We start from the raw sequence: 19,380 nt of genomic DNA, 5'->3' as shown, positions 1-19,380 counted from the left end.
CCGCGGCATCGAGCTCCGTGCCCGCTCACCGATCCGCGCCGCGTCGTGTACCCGGCTGCGCTCCGCCAGCACGACGGTCACCTCGGCTCGGAGTTCCTGGAGATCCTGTGGCCTGGGTCGTCGCGGCACCACCGGGCGGTGTGCCGGAAACCGTTCGGCGCCGAACGCGACCAGGTCGAGCCAGTCGGCGTCCACCGTGGCGCCGGCCGATTCCCAACCGATGAGGCGTCGTTGGCGTTCACCGGTCGGGCGAACGAGCAGCGGGACTGCACGGGCGAGGTACTGCGGACTCATCCCCGCGAAGCACGAGTTGGGATCCAGCAGTACGAGCCTGTCCAACCCGTCGGGTCGCCGCACGGCATGTGCGAGGGCGACCATCGCACCATACGAATGACCCACGACGCCATACGTTTCCAGCTCGAGACCGTGAACGACCGCCGATATCCAGTCCATCAGATCGTCCCGGCTCCGCAGCGGTTCGGTGACCACCCCGAGCCCGACGTCGCCGGGGAGATCGACCGCGAACACCCGGTGGTCCCCGCAGAGCTCCGCGGCCACGGCGAACCACACGGTGGAGGTGGCTCGGCCACTGGGCAAGAGGATCACGGGCGGCGCGCCCTCGGGCCCACAGACGTTGACGCGCGTGGTGCCGAACCTGGTGCCGACATCGACACGCTCCACCGGTCCCGGCCACCGTCCGAGCACCCGGTCGTACCGCCGCTCGAACTCGCGCCCGCTCTCCGTCGACGCGAAATGGACTGCATCACTTCGGTTCATCTGCCCACCCCTGGTTGAATCCTCGACACTCGACATTTATCTCGATCATCGAGATACTAGGCAGACGAGGCAACTGCCGTCCAGACCCAGCCGGAAAGAGGCAGCAATGCACGACGACGAACTCGACCCCCGAATCCGGGGCCACGCAACGGTGCATCAACTGCGGGCACTGACCGTGGAACTCAACCTCTTCGGCGCCGAGTTCGCCAGGAGCCACCACCTCCACACCACCGACCTGCGCGCGCTGATCGCCCTCCTCGACGCGGCCCGCGCGGGCCATCCCACGACACCGGGATGGCTGGGGCAGCAGCTGGGCATCAGTTCCGCCTCCACCACCGCCCTGATCGACCGGCTCGAGAAGCAGGGACTCCTGTGCCGTTCGCGCGACACCGCCGATCGCCGTCGGGTCGTCATCGAGGTCACATCCCACGCCGCGGACCTGGGCACGTCGTTCTTCGGGCCCCTCATCGACCGCGCGGTGGTGGCAATCGAATCCTTCTCGCCACGCGAGCGGGAGACGATCGGAGCATTCCTCGAGAAGATGCACGCCGTGGCGGCGGGCGTACGCGCCGAACAACTCTGACGCGCTGGCGCGCCACCCCGTCGCATCCGGTGCCGATCGCGGTCGGATCAGCCGCTGTTCCGCAGCGCGGTCGCAAGACCGTTCATCGTCAACTGGATGCCGCGCCGGACGCCGTCGGAGTCGTCGCCGGCGCGGTAGCGGCGCAGCAACTCCACCTGCAGATGGTTGAGCGGCTCGAGGTACGGGAACCGATTGTGCACGGAGCGGTCGAGAGCCGGGTTGTCCCACAGCAGATTGTCGTGCCCGGTGATCGATGTGTACATCGCGATCGTGCGGGCATGCTCGGCGGCGATCTTGCCGAACACCTCGTCCCGCAATGCGACGTCCGGCACCAGTTCCGCGTAGCGTGCCGCGAGGCCCATGTCGGACTTCGCCATGACCTGCGCCATGTTCGACAGCACGGTACGGAAGAACGGCCACCTCTCGTACAGGTCGGTCAGTGTCTTCAGTCGCTGCTCATCGCCGCCCACCCACTGCTCGAAGGCCGTTCCGGTGCCGTACCACCCGGGCAGCATCACCCGCGATTGGCTCCAGGACAGCACCCACGGGATGGCGCGCAGGTCGGAGATCGACGCGGTCGGCTTGCGGGATGCGGGCCGGCTGCCGATGTTGAGGGCACCGATCTCCGCGACCGGCGTCGACGCCTTGAAGTACTCCACGAAGCCGGGGGTGTCGTGCACGAGGTCCGCGTACGCGACGCGCGCCAGCTCGGCCAGTTCGTCGAGGATCTCGTACGCGGGTGCCGCGTCGTCGCCGAGTCCCTCGACGTCGAGCAGGGTCGATTCTAGGGTGGCCGCGACGAGCGCCTCGAGATTGCGGCGGGCGAGCCGCGGCTCGGCGTACTTGGCCGCGATCACCTCACCCTGCTCGGTGATCCGCAGCGACCCCTGCACCGCGCCCGGCGGCTGCGCGAGGATCGCATCGTAGCTCGGTCCGCCGCCGCGGCCCACGGTGCCGCCGCGACCGTGGAAGAGCCGCAACCGAATTCCTGTCTTCCGCGCCGCCTGCACCAACTCGAGCTCAGCCCGGTACAGCGCCCAGTTCGCGGCGAGATATCCGCCGTCCTTGTTCGAGTCGGAGTATCCGAGCATCACTTCCTGGCTGTCGCCGCGGTTCGCGACCAGAGCCCGGTAGATCGGCACCTCGAGCGTTCGAGTGAGGGTCGCGGCGCCGTGCCGCAGGTCCACGATGGTCTCGAACAGCGGCACGATCCCCACCGGGCACCACGGTCCGTCGTCGCCGTCCGGGTCGAACAACCCCACCTCGGTGAGCAGGACCGCGGCCTCGAGCATGTCGCTCACCGAGTCACACATGCTGATGATGTAATTCGGGATCGCTTCCGGCCCGATCCGCTCGACGGCCTCGGCGGCGGCCCGCAGGATGCCCAGCTCCTTCGTGGTCAGCTCGCTGAACTCGGCGTGCGGACCCGACAGCGGCCGACGGGTCGCGAGTTCCCGGGACAGCAGCGCTATCCGCTCGTCCTCGGACAGCGACCGGTAGTCCGGGTGCACCCCCGACCACGCCAGCAACTCGGCGACCACCGACTCGTGGACCTCCGAGTTCTGCCGCATGTCCAGACCGCACAGGTGGAAGCCGAAGACCTCCACCGAGTTCCGCAGCTGCGCCAGACGGTCGTCGGCGACGGTGTCGTCGCCGTGCGACCGCAGCGACGTGTCGATGACATCGAGGTCCGCGAGCAGCTCGGCCGGGCTGTCGTATCCCGGCAGGTCCGTCGAGGCCGCTCGGACGCGGTGAACGGCGGGATGGCCGAGGATCCGGTCCGCGGTGACCGTCAGGCGTGCACGCAGACCACGGACGGCGCGCCGGTAGGGCTCGTCCGCGCGGAACGCCGACTCGTCACCGGACTCGTCCGCGAGCCGGTCCAACTCGGCGGTCACCGTGACCAGCCGCGCCGACATCGACAGCTCCCGTTCCAGTACCTCGAGCTCCTCGAGGTGATGTTCGAGCGCGGTCTCGGCCGCACGGTGAGTGGCCCGGCCGACGACTTCGGCTGTGACGAACGGATTCCCGTCCCGATCGCCGCCGATCCACGACCCCGGCCGCAGCATCGGTTCCGCGAGTAGGGTCGAGCCCGGCCACCGGGCCCGCAGACCGTCCCGGAGGTCGGCGTTGATCTGTGGGACCACCTCGAACAGTGAGGCATCGTAGTAGCGCAGGCCCACCTCGATCTCGTCCTGGATCCGCAATCGGGACAGGCGGATCAGCGCCGTCTGCCACAGGGTGAGAATCTGGCGGCGCAGCTGGAGACCGATCGCGGCCGCCTCGTCGACGTCCCCGGCAACCCACTCCCGCATCCGCATCAATTCCATGATGCGGTTCTGGGTCTCGAAGATCGTCCGCCGGCGCGTCTCGGTGGGGTGCGCGGTGATCACCGGCGCCACGAGCGCACCGACCAACGCGGCGCTCGCGGTGGCCGGGTCGAGGGTCGCCGCATCGAGTTTCGCGTAGGTGGCCGCCAGGCTGCTGTCCTGTGGAGGTTCGCCGGCCCGGACGTGGATCGCGCGCCGCCGCTCGCGGTGAATGTCCTCGGCGACGTTGGCGAGCAGCGCGAAATGGCTGAAGGCTCGGATCACCGGGATGGCGTCCGCGGTGTCGATCTGCTCGAACATCTCCGCGAGTTCCGCCCGGTCGATCTCCGAACGCCGGACCCGGAACGACTCGACCCGCGCCCGCTCGACCAGCGCGAAGATCTCGTCACCGGACTGTTCCCGGACGATCTCCCCCAGGATGCCCCCGAGCAGGCGGATGTCCTCTCGGAGCGGTTCGGTGGCAGCACGCGGAGCCGACGAAGGCGGAGCGGAGGACGCTGGCGATGAATCGGGGATCCCGGTCATCACCTGATTATCGACCGATGACCGGACACCCGCACGGCAACCGTCCGACCGGGCGTCAGCCCTTCCAGATCACCTTCGACGGCTTCAACCGCACGATCACCCGCGGGGTGTCCGGTGTGTCGTGCTCCCAACGCGCGGCCCCGGTGTACTTGCGGGCCAGCTTGTGGATCAGCGACCCACCCGGGTCGTCCGCGATCGTGGCGGTGCCGCGGATCTCGACGTAGCGGTACGGCCCGCCAGCCGGATAGATCAGCACCGTCGCACGCGGGTCACGCTGGAGATTGTCGGTCTTGCGGCGGCCACGGACGGTCGAGATGAGCACCTCGTCGCCGTCCCGCTCCAACCACACGACGGACAGCTGCGGCTGGCCTCCGGGCTCGACGGTCGCGAGTGTCGCGAATTCGGGCGCGTCGATCAGGGCCGCGGCAGCATCGGGGATGGAGGTGGAGCTGCGGTACCCCGCCATCGTCAGCTGAACTTGATCTCGAGCCCGATGCCGAGGATCGCGATCAGCCAGATCGCCGCGGTGAAGACGGTCAGTCGGTCGAGGTTCTTCTCGACGACGCTCGAGCCGGCGAGGCTGGACTGGACACCGCCACCGAAGAGACTGGACAGACCGCCGCCCTTGCCGCGATGCAGAAGGATCAGCAGGATCAGCAGCAAGCTGGTGATGACCAGCAGGATGTCCAGGAACAGTGCCATTTCGGTATTCGCTGCCCTTCACGCACGACGGATTTCGGCCACTAGCGCGCTCAGCTTACCTGTTACCTGGGCGATCGAGCGCAAACCCGCCACAGTGGCCGGGAGACGGAACCTGACGATCGGGACGCGCCGATCGTTCGTTTGTCGTTACCGTCCGTATCTGTTATGCAGATCACACCGCACCGCCCATGCACCCCACCGCGGGATCGCCTCACCGGCCTACCGGAAGGCTCACTCGCGACGTTCGGGTCGCTCGGTAACCTGCCGACGCGCTTCCCGTGCGCAATTCGCTCGCGCGGGAAGCGGTTCCGAGCGACCGTCACCACAATCCTCCCGTATAGTGAGACAGCTCACTTTCGTGGCACAACGTGCCGCATTACCTTCCGAGCAGTCAGTCACCCCCATGCGAGGAAGGCCTCACCATGACGCACCGCTCCACAGCTCTGCGCCACACCACCCGGACCGCAGTGGCACTCGCGGTATCAGGCTCGTTCCTGTTCGCCGGCACTGCCGCGGCAGGGGCCACCGGTTCCCTCGACCTGTCGTCCTTCGGATCCTCCGCACTCGGCTCGAGCGCACCGACCATCGTCGAGGCGCCCCGGTTGGCGACTGTCGACAACTTCCGGGACGTCGCCGGCCCCGGCTACAAGACTCCACTCGGCCACATGCGCACCGGCGTCTTCTACCGTGCCAACGCGCTCACCCCGAACGACGCCGACCTCGCGACGCTCGAATCGCTGAAGCTGACCGCGGTGTACGACGTCCGCACCGAGGAAGAGGTGGCCCACAAGCCCGACCGCACCGTCGCCGGCACCACCTACGTGCACATCCCGATCCTGTCCGGCGATCTCGAGGCCGGCGTCGCCAAGCTGAAGACCCCTGAGGACTCGCGGAACTTCATGCGGGACGCGGGACATGAATCGTGCATTTGTCAACGATCCCGCGGCGCGCGCGGGGTTCACGAAACTGCTCACCGATCTGGCCGAGACCCCCGGCTCGCAGGTGTTCCACTGCACCGCCGGTAAGGACCGGACGGGCTGGGCGTCCATGTTGCTGCAGAGCATCGCCGGGGTGCCGCACGAGACGATCATGAGCGACTACCTGCTCACGAACGAGTACACCGTCGCATCCATGGCCAGGTCCCGGGCCGGCATCGTCGCCAGCCAGGGTGAAGCAGTCGCCCAGGTCTACGACCCGCTGCTCGGCGTCGACGCCAGCTACCTGCAGGCCGGCCTGGACGAGCTGACCGCGAAGTACGGCACCGTGCAGAACTACCTGCGCACCGGTCTCGGCCTCTCGTCGGTGACCATCGGCAAGCTCGCCGTCAAACTGCTCGGCTGACGCACACCTGTGAACGCGGCTGGGCGCGCGACGGATTCACCGTCCGCGCCCGGCAGCGCCCGGTAGCGCCTGGCGCACCACTGAGTGAGACCACTCGCAGTGCAGGCGTTCGTCGATACCTTCCAGTCGGACGACACCGACGCGGAAGGAATCATCTCAGTGACGAACCCTGTGCACCGCAAGCGTTTCCGACGTGGCCGAACGACGGCCGCACTGACCGTGACGGGCTACTGCTCCTCGCCGGACCGGCCGTCGCCGACGCCTCGTCACCGAGCTCGCTCGGTTCATCGGATCCGGGATCCGGCGTTGCCGGGCAGGCCGAGACGCCACGCCTTACGTCGGTGCACAACTTCCGTGACATCGCGGGAAACGGAGTCGGGTACACCGGCCTCGGCGGGCTGTCCAACGAGTACTCGGCCGCGACGATCCAGGCCACTCTCGACCAGATCACCGCAGTCAAAGGGGTCCGAGGCGGCCGAGATCTACCGCCAACTCATCGGGGTCGATGCGAGCTACCTCGAAGCCTCGTTCGCGGGAGGTCGACCGGAACTACGGCACCTTCGACCGGTACCTGACGGAGGGACTCGGCGTCGACCGGGCAACGATTGTCACGCGGCAGGCAAAGCTGCTCCTCTGCGCGCATGAACGAAAAACGCTGGGCGCGTGACCTTCACGGTCACGCGCCCAGCGTTCGTCTTCGGGTTGCTACCGGATCACGGCAGCGACATCAGCCGATCACGGCAGCGACATCAGCCGTTCACGGCAGCGGGCCACCGGCCGCAATGGCCGACAGCGTCGCGAACTCGTCCGCCTTCAACGAGGCGCCGCCCACGAGCGCACCGTCCACGTCCGCCTGGCCGACGATCTCGCCGACGTTCTTGGCGTTGACGGAGCCGCCGTAGAGCACGCGGACACCGGCAGCGACCTCCGGGGAAGCCAGCTCGACCAGGGTCTCGCGCACTGCCTTGCAGACCTCCTGGGCGTCGGCGGCCGAGGCCACCTTGCCCGTGCCGATGGCCCACACCGGCTCGTACGCGACGACGACCTTGGCGATCTCGTCCGCCGACAGGCCCGCGAGCGAGCCCTTCAGCTGCGCGACGTTGTACGCCACGTGCTCGCCGGCCTCGCGGATGTTCAGGCCCTCACCGATGCACACGATCGGGGTGAGCCCGTTCTTCAGCGCCGCCTTGGTCTTGGCGAGCACCAGCTCGTCGGACTCACCGTGCAGCGTGCGCCGCTCGGAGTGTCCGACCACGACGAACGTGCAACCCAGCTTGGCCAGCATGGAACCGCTGATCTCGCCGGTGAACGCGCCCGAATCCTGCGCCGAGACGTCCTGCGCACCGTAGGTGAGCAGGAGCTTGTCGCCCTCGACCAGCGTCTGCACGCTGCGGATGTCGGTGAACGGCGGGATCACCGTCACGTCGACCTTCTCGAAGTACTTCGCGGGCAACGAGAAAGCGATCTTCTGCACCAGGGCGATGGCCTCGAGGTGGTTGAGATTCATCTTCCAGTTGCCGGCGATCAGGGGCTTTCGAGTCAAACCTCAGCCCTCCAGTGCTTCGATGCCGGGCAGGGTCTTGCCCTCGAGGTATTCGAGGGACGCGCCGCCGCCGGTCGAGATGTGCGAGAAGCCGTCCTCGGGCAGACCGAGCTGACGCACGGCCGCCGCGGAGTCACCGCCGCCGACGACGCTGAACGCGCCCTTGCCGGTGGCCTCGACGATCGCCTCGGCGACACCCTTGGTGCCGGCCGCGAACTTCGAGAACTCGAACACACCCATCGGGCCGTTCCAGAACACCGTCTTGGCACCCGACAGGATCGCCGCGAAGCGCTCCACCGACTCCGGTCCGATGTCCAGACCCATCCAGCCGTCCGGGATCTCGAGGACGGAGACCGTCTTCGACTCCGCGTCCGCCGAGAACGAGTCCGCGATCACCACGTCCTGCGGGATGTGGATGACGTCCGCATACCGCTCGAGCAGGTCCTTGCAGGTGCCGATCATCTCTTCCTGGCACAGCGAGTTGCCCACCGAGATGCCCTGCGCGGCAAGGAAGGTGTAGTACATGCCGCCACCGATGACGAGGGTGTCGACCTTGGGGGCCAACGCCTCGATCACGGCGAGCTTGTCCGACACCTTCGAGCCGCCGAGCACGACCGCGTACGGACGCTCGGAGTCCTGCGTCAGCTTCTGCAGCACCTCGACCTCGGCCGCGACCAGGTTGCCCGCGTAGTGCGGGAGCAGCTCGGCCACGTCGTAGACCGACGCCTGCTTGCGGTGCACGACGCCGAAACCGTCGGAGACGAACGCGCCGTCGCCGTCGACGAGGTCGACGAGCGCCTTCGCCAGCGCCTCGCGCTCGGCGTCGTCCTTGCTGGTCTCGCGCGGATCGAAACGGATGTTCTCCAGCAGGAGGACATCGCCGTCCGTCAGGCCCTCGGAACGCGCGAGCGCGTCCTGGCCCACCACGTCACCGGCCAGCTGGACGTTGCGGCCCAGCACCTCACCGAGCTTCGTGGCGACAGGCGCCAGCGACAGCGCCGGATCCGGCTCGCCCTTGGGGCGGCCGAGGTGCGCCATCACGATGACCTTGGCGCCCGCCTCGGCCAACGCCGAGATGGTCGGCGCGGACGCGACGATCCGGCCCGGATCGGTGATCGTTCCGTTGTCCAGCGGAACGTTGAGGTCGGAGCGCACCAGCACGGTACGGCCCTCGACCCCCTCGTCCAGCAGATCCTTCAGAGTCTTGACAGCCACGTGGACCAGACCCGGATCAGAGGGACTTGGCGACGAGGCCGATGAGGTCCGCGAGGCGGTTCGAGTAGCCCCACTCGTTGTCGTACCAGGAGACGACCTTGACCTGGTCGTCGATGACCTTGGTCAGGCCGGCGTCGAAGATCGAGGAGTGCGGATCCGTCACGATGTCCGAGGACACGATGGGAGCCTCGGTGTACTTGAGGATGCCCTTCAGCGGGCCCTCGGCGGCAGCCTTCATCGCGGCGTTGATCTCGGCGATGGTGGCCGGCTTCGCGAGGTTCACCGTCAGGTCGGTGACCGAGCCCGTGGGGATCGGCACGCGCAGCGCGTAGCCGTCCAGCTTGCCCAGCAGCTGCGGGAGGACCAGGCCGATGGCCTTGGCGGCACCCGTGCCGGTCGGAACGACGTTCAGCGCGGCGGCGCGGGCGCGACGGAGGTCGCTGTGCGGGCCGTCCTGCAGGTTCTGGTCCTGCGTGTACGCGTGGACCGTCGTCATCAGACCCTTGACGATGCCGAACTCGTCGTCGAGGACCTTGGCGATCGGGCCGAGGCAGTTGGTGGTGCAGGACGCGTTGGAGATGATGTCCTGGCTGCCGTCGTACTTGTCGTCGTTGACGCCCATCACGATCGTGATGTCCTCGCCCTTGGCGGGCGCGGAGATGATGACCTTCTTGGCACCGGCCTCGAGGTGGCCCTTGGCCTTCTCGGCGTCGGTGAAGATGCCCGTGGACTCGACGACGACGTCGACGCCCAGCTCGCCCCAGGGGAGCTCGCTCAGCGGGCCGCGGTGCGCCAGCGCCTTGATCTTGGTGTCGCCGACGACGATGGTGTCGTCACCCTCGAGCGAGACCTCGTGCGGCAGACGACCCAGGATCGAGTCGTACTTGAGCAGGTGAGCCAGCGTCGCGTTGTCCGTGAGGTCGTTGACCGCCACGATCTCGATGTCGGTGGTGCCGAGCGCCTTCTGCGCATCGACCGCCCTGAAGAAGTTACGTCCGATACGACCGAAGCCGTTGATGCCTACCCGGACCGTCACAGTTAGCTCCTTTGCCCATCTACTCTGGTGTGCCAGTTTTCGCCCGCGAGAACCCCGCGAGCACGTGATACCCACGACTATCGAACCGAAACGCGAGACTCATCGGTCGATGCGTGTCCCACCCTAGTGCGCGCACCCGCATACGCGCGCATCTGCCCCGGTCACCGGAACCGGGGTGGGTCGTCGACCGATCGTCACGCCTCTTCGAGCAACTCCGGGGTCACCGCCGACTCCGTGTCGGGGACCCCGACCTCCTTGGCCTTGCGGTCCGCCATCGACAGCAGTCGCCGGATGCGACCGGCGACGGCGTCCTTGGTCATCGGCGGATCCGCGAGCTGCCCCAACTCCTCGAGCGAGGCCTGCCGATGCTTGACGCGCAACGTGCCCGCCGCCGCGAGGTGGTCGGGGACGTCCTCGCCGAGGATCTCGAGGGCCCGTTCGACCCGCGCCGCAGCCGCGACGGCCGCGCGCGCGGACCGGCGCAGGTTCGCGTCGTCGAAGTTCGCGAGACGGTTCGCCGTGGCGCGCACCTCGCGGCGCATGCGGCGTTCCTCCCACGTGAGCCGGGTGTCCTGCGCACCCATCCGGGTGAGCAGCGCGCCGATCGCCTCGCCGTCGCGCACGACCACCCGGTCGGTGCCACGGACCTCGCGCGCCTTCGCAGTGATGCCGAGCCTCCGGGCCGCGCCGACCAGCGCGAGGGCCGCCTCCGGGCCCGGGCAGCTGATCTCGAGGGCCGAGGAGCGCCCCGGCTCGGTGAGTGAGCCGTGCGCCAGGAACGCGCCGCGCCACGCGGCCTCCGCGTCCCCCACGCTGCCGCCCACGACCTGCGCCGGCAGGCCCCGCACCGGACGCCCCCGCATGTCGAGCAGTCCGGTCCGGCGGGCCAGCGCCTCGCCTTCCTTCGCGACCCGCACGACGTATCGGGAGCTCTTGCGCAGGCCACTGGCGCTCAGCACGTGCACGTCCGAGTGGTACCCGTAGAGGTCGAGGATCTCGCCGCGCAGGCGCCGTGCGATCGATCCGAGGTCCACCTCGGCTTCCACGACGACCCGGCCGCCCACGATGTGCAGCCCGCCGGCGAACCGGAGCAGCGCCGACACCTCCGCCTTCCGACAACTCACCTGAGTCACCGTGAGCCTGCTGAGCTCGTCCTTGACCTCGGCTGTCATCGCCACGTGGCGCTCTCCCTTCCCCCTGCTGTCCGTTCGGCAGGCTGCTCGCTCCCGCGCACCTCGACCGGGCGGTGCTCGCCCGTCTGTTGCGCGGTGAGGCGTTCGAGCACCGCCGCGAGCTTGCCCGCATGATGCTTGTGGGTTCCGTCCTCGGCGACATCCGCGTAGACGACGTCCGCGCCGAGTTGCGTCGCGGCGCGGCACAGATGGTCGCGTTCACGCCCGGCCGGAACCGATGCCGAGTCGACGACCACATGGTCGACACGGAATTCGGGCGCGTGCTGGCACAGTACGTGCAGATGACGTTCCGCGGAGAATCCTGCGGTCTCGCCGGGTTCGGGCGCGAGGTTGAGGATCAGCACCTTCCGCGCAGACGAACGCATCAGACCGTCGAGCAGGTCCGGCACGAGAACGTGAGGAATCACACTCGAAAACCACGAGCCGGGTCCGAGCACGGCGACATCGGCATTCTCGATCGCGGCCAGGGCGTCGGGGCACGCGGGCGGGCTCGCCGGCAGCAGCCGCACGCGGCGCACCTTTCCCGGTGTAGTCGCGACCGCGACTTGTCCGCGGATGCACCGGCTCACCCGTGGATCGGACTCCAGTCCGACGACGTCCGCCTCGATCTCCAACGCCACCGGCGACATCGGCAGCACCCGGCCCTCGACGTCGAGCAGTCGCGCCACGGTGTCGAGCGCCGCGACCGTGTCGCCGAGGACCTCGGTGAGACCGGCGAGAATCAGGTTTCCGACCGAGTGGCCCGCGAGGGCGCCCGTGCCGCCGAAGCGGTGCTGGACGGCGTCCGTCCACGTCTGGACCTGTGGTTCCCGCGACGCGAGCGCGGCCAGTGCCATCCGCAGATCGCCCGGCGGGATCACGCCGAGTTCACCGCGCAGCCGTCCCGAGGAACCTCCGTCGTCGGCGACCGTGACCACCGCGGTCACGTCCGAACTCAGCCGCCGCGCGGCGCTGAGCGTCGCGTACAGACCGTGGCCTCCACCCAGCGCGACGATTCGGGGTGTGCGGCCGTTGCCGTGCAGTCGATCGTCGCTCATTCGCGCCCCACATCACGGTGCACGACGCGGACGGCGAGGCCGTCTTCCTTCTGCAGACGCGCCGCGAGCGCCTCCGACATGGCAACACTGCGATGCTTGCCGCCGGTGCATCCGACCGCGATGGTCATGTAGCGCTTTCCCTCCCGGCGGTATCCCGCCGTCGTCAGTTCCAGCAGGCGCAGGTACGTATCCAGGTACTCCTGGGCCTCGTCGCGGGACAGGACGTAGTCCCGAACCGCCTCCTCCAGTCCGGTGTGCTCGCGCAGTTCGGGAATCCAGTGCGGATTCGGCAGGAACCGCACGTCGCACACCAGGTCCGCGTCCATCGGCAGACCGTGCTTGAACCCGAACGACTGCACGGTCACCTGGATCTCGGAGCTGCCCTCGCCGCCGAAGGCCGTCTCGATCTTCTCGCGCAGCTCGCGGACCGCGAGCGAGGACGTGTCGACCACCAGGTCGGCCGCGGCCCGCACCTGAGCCAGCTTCGCCCGCTCGGCGGCGATCCCCTCCGAGAGGGTGCCTTCCTTGCTGTCGCTCTGCAGCGGGTGGCTGCGTCGCACGTGCTCGAACCGGCGGATCAGGACCGAGTCGTTGGCCTCGAGGAACAACACCCGGATCTGCACGGGCATCGCCTCGAGCGCGGTCACGACCCGGCCCAGGTCGCCGGAGAACGGGCGGCTGCGCACGTCCATCACCACTGCGAGCCGCCGGATCGGCGGATCGGACTCGACCCCGAGGTCGACCATCCGGGCGATGAGCTCGGGCGGCAGGTTGTCGACGACATACCAGCCGAGGTCCTCGAGGACCTTCGCCGCCGTGCTCAGCCCCGCACCGGACAGTCCGGTGACGAGCGCAACCTCCATGCCTTGCCCACCAGAATCCTGCAGGTCGTTCACTCGCGAGTGTGTCCTGTTCGTTTCGAAGCGCCGATGTCCGTCACATCATCCCCCACGACGGCGCTGCCCGCAGCGACATCCGATCCGGCATCGCCCGGTGCAGGCGCAGGATCGGCCGCCGGATCGGACCCCGCGAGCGCCTCGAGGACCGCCTGTGCGGTGGCGGTGCCGATCCCCGGAACGGCGGTGATCTCCTCGACGGTCGCGCTGCGCAACCTGGCCACGGACCCGAAATGGGTGACGAGTGCGGTCCGCCGAGTCTCCCCCAGCCCGCGCACCGAGTCCAGGGCCGACGCGGTCATCCGCCGTGATCGCTTGCTGCGGTGGAACGTGATCGCGAAACGGTGCGCCTCGTCGCGGACCCGCTGCAGCAGGTACAGCGATTCGCTGGTCCGGGGCAGGATCACCGGATCCTCCTCCCCCGGCACCCACACCTCCTCGAGGCGCTTCGCGAGTCCGATGACCGCGACATCGGTGATGCCGAGTTCGTCGAGCACCTCCGCGGCGGCCGCGACCTGCGGGGCGCCGCCGTCCACGACGTACAGGTTGGGCGGGTACGCGAACCTACGGGGCCGCCCGGTCCGGGGGTCGAGCGCGGCCTCCGGCGCGAGATCGCCGCCGTCGGCCCCGTCACCGTCGATGTCGGCGCCGGGGTTCGCCCCCGCAGCGACGTCCCGGTTGTGCCGCAGGAACCGGCGACGGGTCACCTCGGCGATGCTCGCGACGTCGTCGGAGCGGCCGTCACCGGCGGCCTCCTTGATCGCGTAGTGGCGGTAGTCGGACTTGCGCGGAAGACCGTCCTCGAACACGACCAGCGACGCGACGACGTCGGTGCCCTGGACGTGGCTGATGTCGACGCACTCGATCCGCAACGGGGCCGAATCCAGGTCGAGCGCCTCCTGGATACCCTGCAGCGCAGCCGATCTCGACGTGAAGTCGCCGGCACGCTTGAGCTTGTGCTGCGTGAGCGCCTCCTTGGCGTTGCGCTCGACGGTCTCGGCGAGCGCCTTCTTGTCGCCGCGCTGCGGGACCCGCAACTGCACGGATGACCCGCGCAGCGTCGAGAGCCACCGCTGGATCTCTTCGGCGCCCCGCGGCAGCACCGGGACGAGTACCTCCCGGGGGACGGCGTTGGCCGGCTGGTCGGCCTGTGCGCCGCCGTCGCCCAGGGCGGCCTGCTCGCCGTAGAACTGGGTGAGGAACTGCTCCACCAGGATCGCCTCCTCCGAGGCGCCGGGGGCGCCGGCGGCATCGGCGGCATCGAGGGCGACCGCGTCCCGCTCGATCACGTCGCCCGCCTTCTCGACCACCCAGCCGCGTTGACCCCGGACCCGGCCGCCGCGGACGTGGAACACCTGCACCGCCGCTTCGAGGTCGTCGGACGCGAACGCCACCAGGTCGGCGTCGGTGCCGTCACCGAGGACGACGGCCTGCTTCTCGAGCGCCTTCTTCAGTGCACCGATGTCGTCGCGCAGCCGAGCGGCGGTCTCGAAGTCGAGTTCCTCCGCGGCGTCCTGCATCCGGACCTCGAGCTGGCGGACCAGCCGATCGGTGCGCCCGGACAGGAAGTCGCAGAAGTCCTCGACGATCTCCCGGTGCTCCGCGGCACTGACCCGGCCGACGCACGGCGCCGAGCACTTGTCGATGTAGCCGAGTAGGCACGGCCGGCCGATCTGGCTGTGCCGCTTGAATACTCCGGCCGAGCACGTCCGGGCAGGAAAAACCCGCAGCAGCAGATCCAGCGTCTCGCGAATGGCCCAGGCGTGCGAGTACGGACCGAAGTAGCGCACTCCCTTGCGGCGCGGACCGCGGTAGACGAACAGTCGCGGGAACTCCTCGTTCAACGTCACCGCGAGGACGGGGTACGTCTTGTCGTCGCGATAGCGGACGTTGAACCGTGGATCGAACTCCTTGATCCAGTTGTATTCGAGCTGGAGTGCCTCGACCTCGGTGCTGACGACCGTCCACTCGACACTGCCCGCGGTGGTGACCATCTGCCGGGTCCGCGGATGCAGCGACGAGACGTCCGCGAAGTACGAGTTCAGTCGCGACCGCAGACTCTTCGCCTTGCCGACGTAGATGACCCGGCCGTGCGGGTCGCGGAACTTGTAGACACCCGGCGCCGCCGGGATGGTTCCCGGGGCGGGGCGATACGTCGAAGGATCAGGCACGATTCAAGGTTAGTCGGCGGTACCGACGGCACTCAGGCGGCGCGCGAGCCCGTGTACTTCGCTTCGAGCTCGCGGAACCGGCGGACCGCCCGCACCGCGTGCTCGCCGTCGTTGGCCTGGATCGCCATCACCGGCACGTACTCGTCGTCGGGCAGCTCGATCCGGGCCCACGGCGCCCCGTCCGGGAACGACATGCCCTCGTCCAGATCCCAGTCGACGATGCGCTCACCGAGGATGTTGCGGACCGCGATGCCCCGCGGACCGACCCGCAGGCGCGGACGGGTCAGCAGCAGCACGCCGCCCGCCAGCAGGATCCCGATGCCCGCCATCGCGAACTGGTCCACCACCCGGAAGTACACACCGGTCGCCGACGTCCGGAGCAGGACGCCGAGCGTCACGTGCACCACCACCAGCACGGCCGCGGCGATCATCGCGTAGCGCGGCGACTTCTTGGAGCGGACCTCGAACTCCCAGTCCTCGTTCGCGCTCATCGGGTCGACTGCCCCGTCCGCATGCGTCGGAGCTGCGCGAGCGTGACCGCGGTGTCGATCGCCGCCGCGCACGCCTCGCCGCCCTTGTCCTCGACCGAGCCGGGCAGGCCCGACCGGTCCAGTGCCTGCTGCTCGGTGTCGGTGGTGAGCACGCCGTTGCCGACCGGGGTGCCCTCGTCGAGGGACACCCGGGTCAGGCCGGCCGTCACGGCGTCGCACACGTACTCGAAGTGCGGTGTGCCGCCGCGGATCACGACGCCGAGCGCGACGACGGCGTCGTGCGAGCGCGCCAATTCCTGCGCCACGACGGGCAACTCGATCGCGCCCGCCACGCGGATCAGCGTCGGCTCCTCGATCTGAGCCTGCTTGGCGACGCGCCTGGCGCCGGCGACGAGCGCCTCACTGATCTCGGGGTGCCACTGGCCGGCGACGATCGCGAGCTTGAGATTCTTGGCCATGCCGAGCTGGAGGTCGGGGCGTCCCTCGCCGCTCACAGTGCGTCCCCGGCCTCGAACTCGTCCAGACCGATCATGTCGTGGCCCATGCGATCCCGCTTGGTGCGCAGGTACGTGAGGTTCTCGGCGTTCGCGCGCAGCGGCATCGGAACCCGGTCGGTGATCTGCAGGCCGTAGCCGTCGAGGCCGACTCGCTTGGCCGGATTGTTCGTCAGCAGCCGCATCGACTTGATGCCGAGGTCGACGAGGATCTGCGCGCCGATGCCGTAGTCGCGGGCGTCCGCCGGCAGGCCGAGCTGCAGGTTCGCGTCGACGGTGTCCGAGCCCGCGTCCTGCAACTGGTACGCCTGCAGCTTGTGCATCAGGCCGATGCCGCGGCCTTCGTGTCCGCGCATGTACAGCACGACACCGCGGCCCTCCTGCGCCACCATGTCGAGTGCGGCATCCAGCTGGGGGCCACAGTCGCAGCGCAGCGAACCGAAGACATCGCCGGTGAGGCACTCCGAGTGCACGCGGACCAGCACGTCGCTGCCGTCGCTGTCGGAGAGGTCGCCGCGGACGAGCGCGACGTGCTCGACGTCGTCGTAGATGCTGCGGTAGCCGACGGCGGTGAAGTCACCGTGACGGGTGGGGATCCGGGCCTCGGCGACACGCACGACGTGCTTCTCGTGCTTGCGGCGCCACGCGATGAGGTCGGCGATCGAGATCAGGGCCAGATCGTGGTCGTCCGCAAACACCCGGAGTTCCTCGGTCTGGGCCATGTGGCCCTCGTCCTTCTGGCTGACGATCTCGCAGATCACGCCGGCCGGACGCAGGTCCGCCATGCGGGCGAGATCGACCGCGGCCTCGGTGTGACCGGGGCGACGCAGGACGCCGCCCTCCTTCGCGCGCAGCGGCACGACGTGGCCGGGACGGGTGAAGTCGTTCGCACCGCTGTCCGGGTCGGCCAGCAGACGCATCGTCGCGGCACGGTCGGAGGCGGAGATGCCGGTGCCGATGCCCTCGCGCGCATCGACGGTGACCGTGTACGCGGTGCCGTGCTTGTCCTGGTTGGTCGCGTACATCGGCGGCAGGCCGAGACGGTCGCAGTCCTCGCCGTCGAGCGGGACGCAGAGGTAACCCGAGGTGTAACGAACCATGAACGCCACGAGTTCGGGGGTGGCCTTCTCCGCCGCGAAGATGAGGTCGCCCTCGTTCTCGCGATCCTCGTCGTCGACTACGACAACCGCTTTACCTGCGGCGATGTCAGCGACTGCGCGCTCGATGCTGTCGAACCTGGTCACGTGCTTGGGCTCCAAATTCTTGAACTGGTGTGCTCGAGTATGTCCCGGCGCATCGCTTCAGATGCACCTCAACAGTACGACCTCGCGATACGAGGTCGTTATTCCGGCTATCGGCCGCCGGCGGTGTGCAGGCGTTCGACGTACTTGGCGATGACGTCCACCTCCAGGTTGACCGGGGTGCCGGGCTCGGCCGAGCCGAGCGTGGTCAGGCCGAGGGTGGTCGGGATCAGGGAGATCTCGAAGTACTCGTCGCCGCGCTGTCCGCCCAGCGCGGACACGGTCAGCGACACACCGTCGACGGTGATCGAGCCCTTCTCGACGACGTACCGGGCGATGCTCGACGGCAGCGAGATCCGCACCACGGTCCAGTTCTCGGACGGGCTCCGGCTGATGACCTCGCCGGTGCCGTCGACGTGGCCCTGAACGATGTGCCCGCCGAGCCGGCTGTTCACCGCGGCGGCACGTTCCAGGTTGACCCGGCTGCCCACATCGAGGGCGCCGAGGCTCGACCGCACGAGGGTCTCGCGCATCACGTCGGCCGTGAACGATTCCCCGTCGAGGACGTCGACGACGGTCAGGCAGACGCCGTTGACGGCGATCGAGTCGCCGTGCCCCGCATCGGAGGTGACCAGCGGTCCGCGCACGGTGAACCGAGCGGCGTCCGCCAGGTCCTCCTTGGCGACGATCTCGCCGAGTTCCTCGACGATTCCGGTGAACATGTCTTCGCTCACTCCTTCGGATCCCGGAGGGATCGGTTCAACGGTGATCCCGGAGGGATCGGTTCAACTTCGGATCCCCCGCGGGATCAGGTTCAACAACAGGTCGTCGCCGATCGTCTCGACGCTCTCCCGCCGAAACCGTAGCGCCTCGGCGATGGTGTGGACCCCCGCGTCTTCCACTGCGTGGGACCCTGCGCCCAACACGACGGGCGCGAGGTACGCCTGGACCCGATCGACCCGTCCGGCGGCGAGGAACGCCCCGGCCAGCCGGGGGCCGCCCTCGATCAGGACATCGTCCTGATCAGCGAGGGCGACCAGCACGTCGTCGACGTCGTGGGTGCGCAGTACCAGCGTGGGGGCTGCATCGTCCAGGACCTTCGCGGTGGGCGGGATCTCGCGCGTCCCGACCACTACGCGCAGCGGCTGGTGCGGGGCGAGCGAGCCGTCGGGCAGGCGCGCGGTGAGCCACGGATCGTCGGCCAGGACCGTGCCGGTTCCGACGACGATGGCGTCGAGCCGCGCCCGGTCGGCGTGCACCCGTGCCCGCGCCTCCGGCCCGGTGATCCACTGGCTGGTGCCGTCCGCGGCGGCGCTGCGACCGTCGAGGGTGGCGGCGAACTTCCACGTGACGTGCGGACGTCCGTGACGCTGCCGGTGCAGCCACGCGCGCAGTGGGCCGTGTTCGACGTCGTCGGCCGACAGGCCCGCCGACACCGTCACGCCCGCTTCCCGGAGCCGCTGGGCGCCGCCCGCCGCGGCAGGGTTCGGGTCGGACACGGCGTAGTGCACGGCCGCGACCCCGGCGTCGATCAGCGCCTGCGAGCAGGGACCGGTGCGGCCCCGGTGGTTACACGGTTCGAGCGTGACGACCGCAGTCCCTCCGCGGGCCCGCTCCCCGGCCTCGGCGAGCGCGACGACCTCGGCGTGCGCACCGCCCGGGGGCCGGGTGGCGCCGACACCGACGACCGCGCCCGACGCGTCGAGGATCACGGCGCCGACGGGCGGGTTGGGGCTGGTGGTGCCCCGCACGCCGTGCGAGGCGTCGATCGCCAGCCGCATCGCGGCCTCGAGGGCACGCGCAGA

19 protein-coding genes are annotated in these 19,380 nt (G+C 69.1%); 3 read left to right on the top strand and 16 right to left on the bottom strand.

All coding sequences use genetic code 11. The features are described from left to right. On the bottom strand, positions 1 to 777 hold a 777-nt coding region (locus AB4Z09_RS05840), incomplete at its 3' end, for an alpha/beta fold hydrolase (protein WP_442239336.1). A 106-nt stretch (positions 778 to 883) separates the two neighbouring features. Here AB4Z09_RS05840 and AB4Z09_RS05835 point away from each other — a divergent pair. Beyond that, positions 884 to 1,360: a MarR family winged helix-turn-helix transcriptional regulator gene (locus AB4Z09_RS05835; protein ID WP_442239335.1), complete on the top strand. Its 477-nt coding sequence runs from the start codon at positions 884 to 886 to the stop codon at positions 1,358 to 1,360. 47 nt (positions 1,361 to 1,407) lie between these two features. Here AB4Z09_RS05835 and ppc read toward each other — a convergent pair whose 3' ends face one another. The 3 genes from ppc to secG are packed head-to-tail and all read right to left on the bottom strand — an operon-like array spanning position 1,408 to position 4,917. After that, complete coding sequence (gene ppc / locus AB4Z09_RS05830; RefSeq protein WP_442239334.1) at positions 1,408 to 4,215, bottom strand: phosphoenolpyruvate carboxylase; 2,808 nt, start codon at positions 4,213 to 4,215, stop codon at positions 1,408 to 1,410. A 55-nt stretch (positions 4,216 to 4,270) separates the two neighbouring features. Next, the gene (locus AB4Z09_RS05825; RefSeq protein WP_442239333.1) at positions 4,271 to 4,681 is read right to left on the bottom strand and encodes a PPOX class F420-dependent oxidoreductase; all 411 of its coding nucleotides are present in this window, start codon (positions 4,679 to 4,681) and stop codon (positions 4,271 to 4,273) included. A gap of 2 nt (positions 4,682 to 4,683) precedes the next feature. Next, a complete protein-coding gene (gene secG, locus AB4Z09_RS05820) occupies positions 4,684 to 4,917 on the bottom strand; it encodes a preprotein translocase subunit SecG (RefSeq protein ID WP_114722713.1) in 234 nt (77 codons plus the stop codon). 422 nt (positions 4,918 to 5,339) lie between these two features. Here secG and AB4Z09_RS05815 point away from each other — a divergent pair, with 422 nt between their 5' ends. Both AB4Z09_RS05815 and AB4Z09_RS05810 read left to right on the top strand, forming a co-directional pair. Then, positions 5,340 to 5,942 (top strand): tyrosine-protein phosphatase, encoded by a 603-nt coding sequence (locus tag AB4Z09_RS05815; RefSeq protein ID WP_254622915.1) that lies wholly within the window; start codon positions 5,340 to 5,342, stop codon positions 5,940 to 5,942. After that, a complete protein-coding gene (locus tag AB4Z09_RS05810; RefSeq protein ID WP_254622914.1) occupies positions 5,833 to 6,258 on the top strand; it encodes a tyrosine-protein phosphatase in 426 nt (141 codons plus the stop codon). The genes AB4Z09_RS05815 and AB4Z09_RS05810 overlap by 110 nt, the downstream gene beginning before the upstream one ends. Before the next feature lie 757 nt (positions 6,259 to 7,015). Here AB4Z09_RS05810 and tpiA read toward each other — a convergent pair. The 12 genes from tpiA to ribD all read right to left on the bottom strand — a co-directional run bounded on the left by tpiA (position 7,016) and on the right by ribD (position 19,356). After that, positions 7,016 to 7,801 (bottom strand): triose-phosphate isomerase, encoded by a 786-nt coding sequence (gene tpiA, locus AB4Z09_RS05805; RefSeq protein WP_114722711.1) that lies wholly within the window; start codon positions 7,799 to 7,801, stop codon positions 7,016 to 7,018. A 3-nt stretch (positions 7,802 to 7,804) separates the two neighbouring features. After that, positions 7,805 to 9,016: a phosphoglycerate kinase gene (locus tag AB4Z09_RS05800; protein ID WP_114722710.1), complete on the bottom strand. Its 1,212-nt coding sequence runs from the start codon at positions 9,014 to 9,016 to the stop codon at positions 7,805 to 7,807. A 16-nt stretch (positions 9,017 to 9,032) separates the two neighbouring features. After that, positions 9,033 to 10,052 carry a type I glyceraldehyde-3-phosphate dehydrogenase gene (gap, locus tag AB4Z09_RS05795; protein WP_114722709.1) on the bottom strand — a complete coding sequence of 340 codons (1,020 nt, stop codon included), beginning with the start codon at positions 10,050 to 10,052 and terminating at the stop codon, positions 9,033 to 9,035. Between the two features lie 194 nt (positions 10,053 to 10,246). Beyond that, complete coding sequence (whiA, locus tag AB4Z09_RS05790; protein WP_174914673.1) at positions 10,247 to 11,224, bottom strand: DNA-binding protein WhiA; 978 nt, start codon at positions 11,222 to 11,224, stop codon at positions 10,247 to 10,249. Further along, positions 11,221 to 12,282: a gluconeogenesis factor YvcK family protein gene (locus AB4Z09_RS05785; RefSeq protein WP_114722707.1), complete on the bottom strand. Its 1,062-nt coding sequence runs from the start codon at positions 12,280 to 12,282 to the stop codon at positions 11,221 to 11,223. The genes whiA and AB4Z09_RS05785 overlap by 4 nt, the downstream gene beginning before the upstream one ends. Further along, on the bottom strand, positions 12,279 to 13,145 hold the full coding sequence (rapZ, locus tag AB4Z09_RS05780; RefSeq protein ID WP_114722756.1) for an RNase adapter RapZ: 867 nt from the start codon (positions 13,143 to 13,145) through the stop codon (positions 12,279 to 12,281). Before rapZ ends, AB4Z09_RS05785 begins: the two co-directional genes overlap by 4 nt. Before the next feature lie 29 nt (positions 13,146 to 13,174). After that, positions 13,175 to 15,349 carry an excinuclease ABC subunit UvrC gene (uvrC, locus tag AB4Z09_RS05775; RefSeq protein ID WP_442239332.1) on the bottom strand — a complete coding sequence of 725 codons (2,175 nt, stop codon included), beginning with the start codon at positions 15,347 to 15,349 and terminating at the stop codon, positions 13,175 to 13,177. Positions 15,350 to 15,381: 32 nt separating this feature from the next. Then, positions 15,382 to 15,840 carry a PH domain-containing protein gene (locus AB4Z09_RS05770; protein WP_114722705.1) on the bottom strand — a complete coding sequence of 153 codons (459 nt, stop codon included), beginning with the start codon at positions 15,838 to 15,840 and terminating at the stop codon, positions 15,382 to 15,384. After that, on the bottom strand, positions 15,837 to 16,334 hold the full coding sequence (gene ribH / locus AB4Z09_RS05765) for a 6,7-dimethyl-8-ribityllumazine synthase (protein ID WP_174909974.1): 498 nt from the start codon (positions 16,332 to 16,334) through the stop codon (positions 15,837 to 15,839). The genes AB4Z09_RS05770 and ribH overlap by 4 nt, the downstream gene beginning before the upstream one ends. After that, a complete protein-coding gene (locus AB4Z09_RS05760) occupies positions 16,331 to 17,578 on the bottom strand; it encodes a bifunctional 3,4-dihydroxy-2-butanone-4-phosphate synthase/GTP cyclohydrolase II (RefSeq protein ID WP_114722703.1) in 1,248 nt (415 codons plus the stop codon). The genes ribH and AB4Z09_RS05760 overlap by 4 nt, the downstream gene beginning before the upstream one ends. Before the next feature lie 107 nt (positions 17,579 to 17,685). Further along, positions 17,686 to 18,297, bottom strand: a complete 612-nt coding sequence (locus AB4Z09_RS05755) for a riboflavin synthase (RefSeq protein ID WP_174909972.1) — start codon at positions 18,295 to 18,297, stop codon at positions 17,686 to 17,688. 63 nt (positions 18,298 to 18,360) lie between these two features. After that, positions 18,361 to 19,356, bottom strand: coding sequence for a bifunctional diaminohydroxyphosphoribosylaminopyrimidine deaminase/5-amino-6-(5-phosphoribosylamino)uracil reductase RibD (ribD, locus tag AB4Z09_RS05750; protein WP_442239341.1), 996 nt, complete (start codon positions 19,354 to 19,356; stop codon positions 18,361 to 18,363). Positions 19,357 to 19,380: the final 24 nt, after the last annotated feature.

It is taken from the genome of Rhodococcus sp. TAF43, from assembly GCF_052113525.1.
In the GTDB taxonomy this organism is placed as follows: domain Bacteria; phylum Actinomycetota; class Actinomycetes; order Mycobacteriales; family Mycobacteriaceae; genus Prescottella.
The sequence above is the reverse complement of the archived record's forward strand: the minus strand, read 5'-3'. Positions and strand labels throughout refer to the sequence as shown.

What these genes read in the sequence shown, in the direction of transcription:
- AB4Z09_RS05835 (WP_442239335.1), top strand. Translation starts at nt 884, where the DNA reads ATGCACGACGACGAACTCGACCCCCGAATCCGGGGCCACGCAACGGTG.
- ppc (WP_442239334.1), bottom strand. Translation starts at nt 4,215, where the DNA reads ATGACCGGGATCCCCGATTCATCGCCAGCGTCCTCCGCTCCGCCTTCG.
- AB4Z09_RS05825 (WP_442239333.1), bottom strand. Translation starts at nt 4,681, where the DNA reads ATGGCGGGGTACCGCAGCTCCACCTCCATCCCCGATGCTGCCGCGGCC.
- secG (WP_114722713.1), bottom strand. Translation starts at nt 4,917, where the DNA reads ATGGCACTGTTCCTGGACATCCTGCTGGTCATCACCAGCTTGCTGCTG.
- AB4Z09_RS05815 (WP_254622915.1), top strand. Translation starts at nt 5,340, where the DNA reads ATGACGCACCGCTCCACAGCTCTGCGCCACACCACCCGGACCGCAGTG.
- AB4Z09_RS05810 (WP_254622914.1), top strand. Translation starts at nt 5,833, where the DNA reads ATGAATCGTGCATTTGTCAACGATCCCGCGGCGCGCGCGGGGTTCACG.
- whiA (WP_174914673.1), bottom strand. Translation starts at nt 11,224, where the DNA reads ATGACAGCCGAGGTCAAGGACGAGCTCAGCAGGCTCACGGTGACTCAG.
- AB4Z09_RS05785 (WP_114722707.1), bottom strand. Translation starts at nt 12,282, where the DNA reads ATGAGCGACGATCGACTGCACGGCAACGGCCGCACACCCCGAATCGTC.
- rapZ (WP_114722756.1), bottom strand. Translation starts at nt 13,145, where the DNA reads ATGGAGGTTGCGCTCGTCACCGGACTGTCCGGTGCGGGGCTGAGCACG.
- AB4Z09_RS05770 (WP_114722705.1), bottom strand. Translation starts at nt 15,840, where the DNA reads ATGAGCGCGAACGAGGACTGGGAGTTCGAGGTCCGCTCCAAGAAGTCG.
- AB4Z09_RS05755 (WP_174909972.1), bottom strand. Translation starts at nt 18,297, where the DNA reads ATGTTCACCGGAATCGTCGAGGAACTCGGCGAGATCGTCGCCAAGGAG.
- ribD (WP_442239341.1), bottom strand. Translation starts at nt 19,356, where the DNA reads ATGCGGCTGGCGATCGACGCCTCGCACGGCGTGCGGGGCACCACCAGC.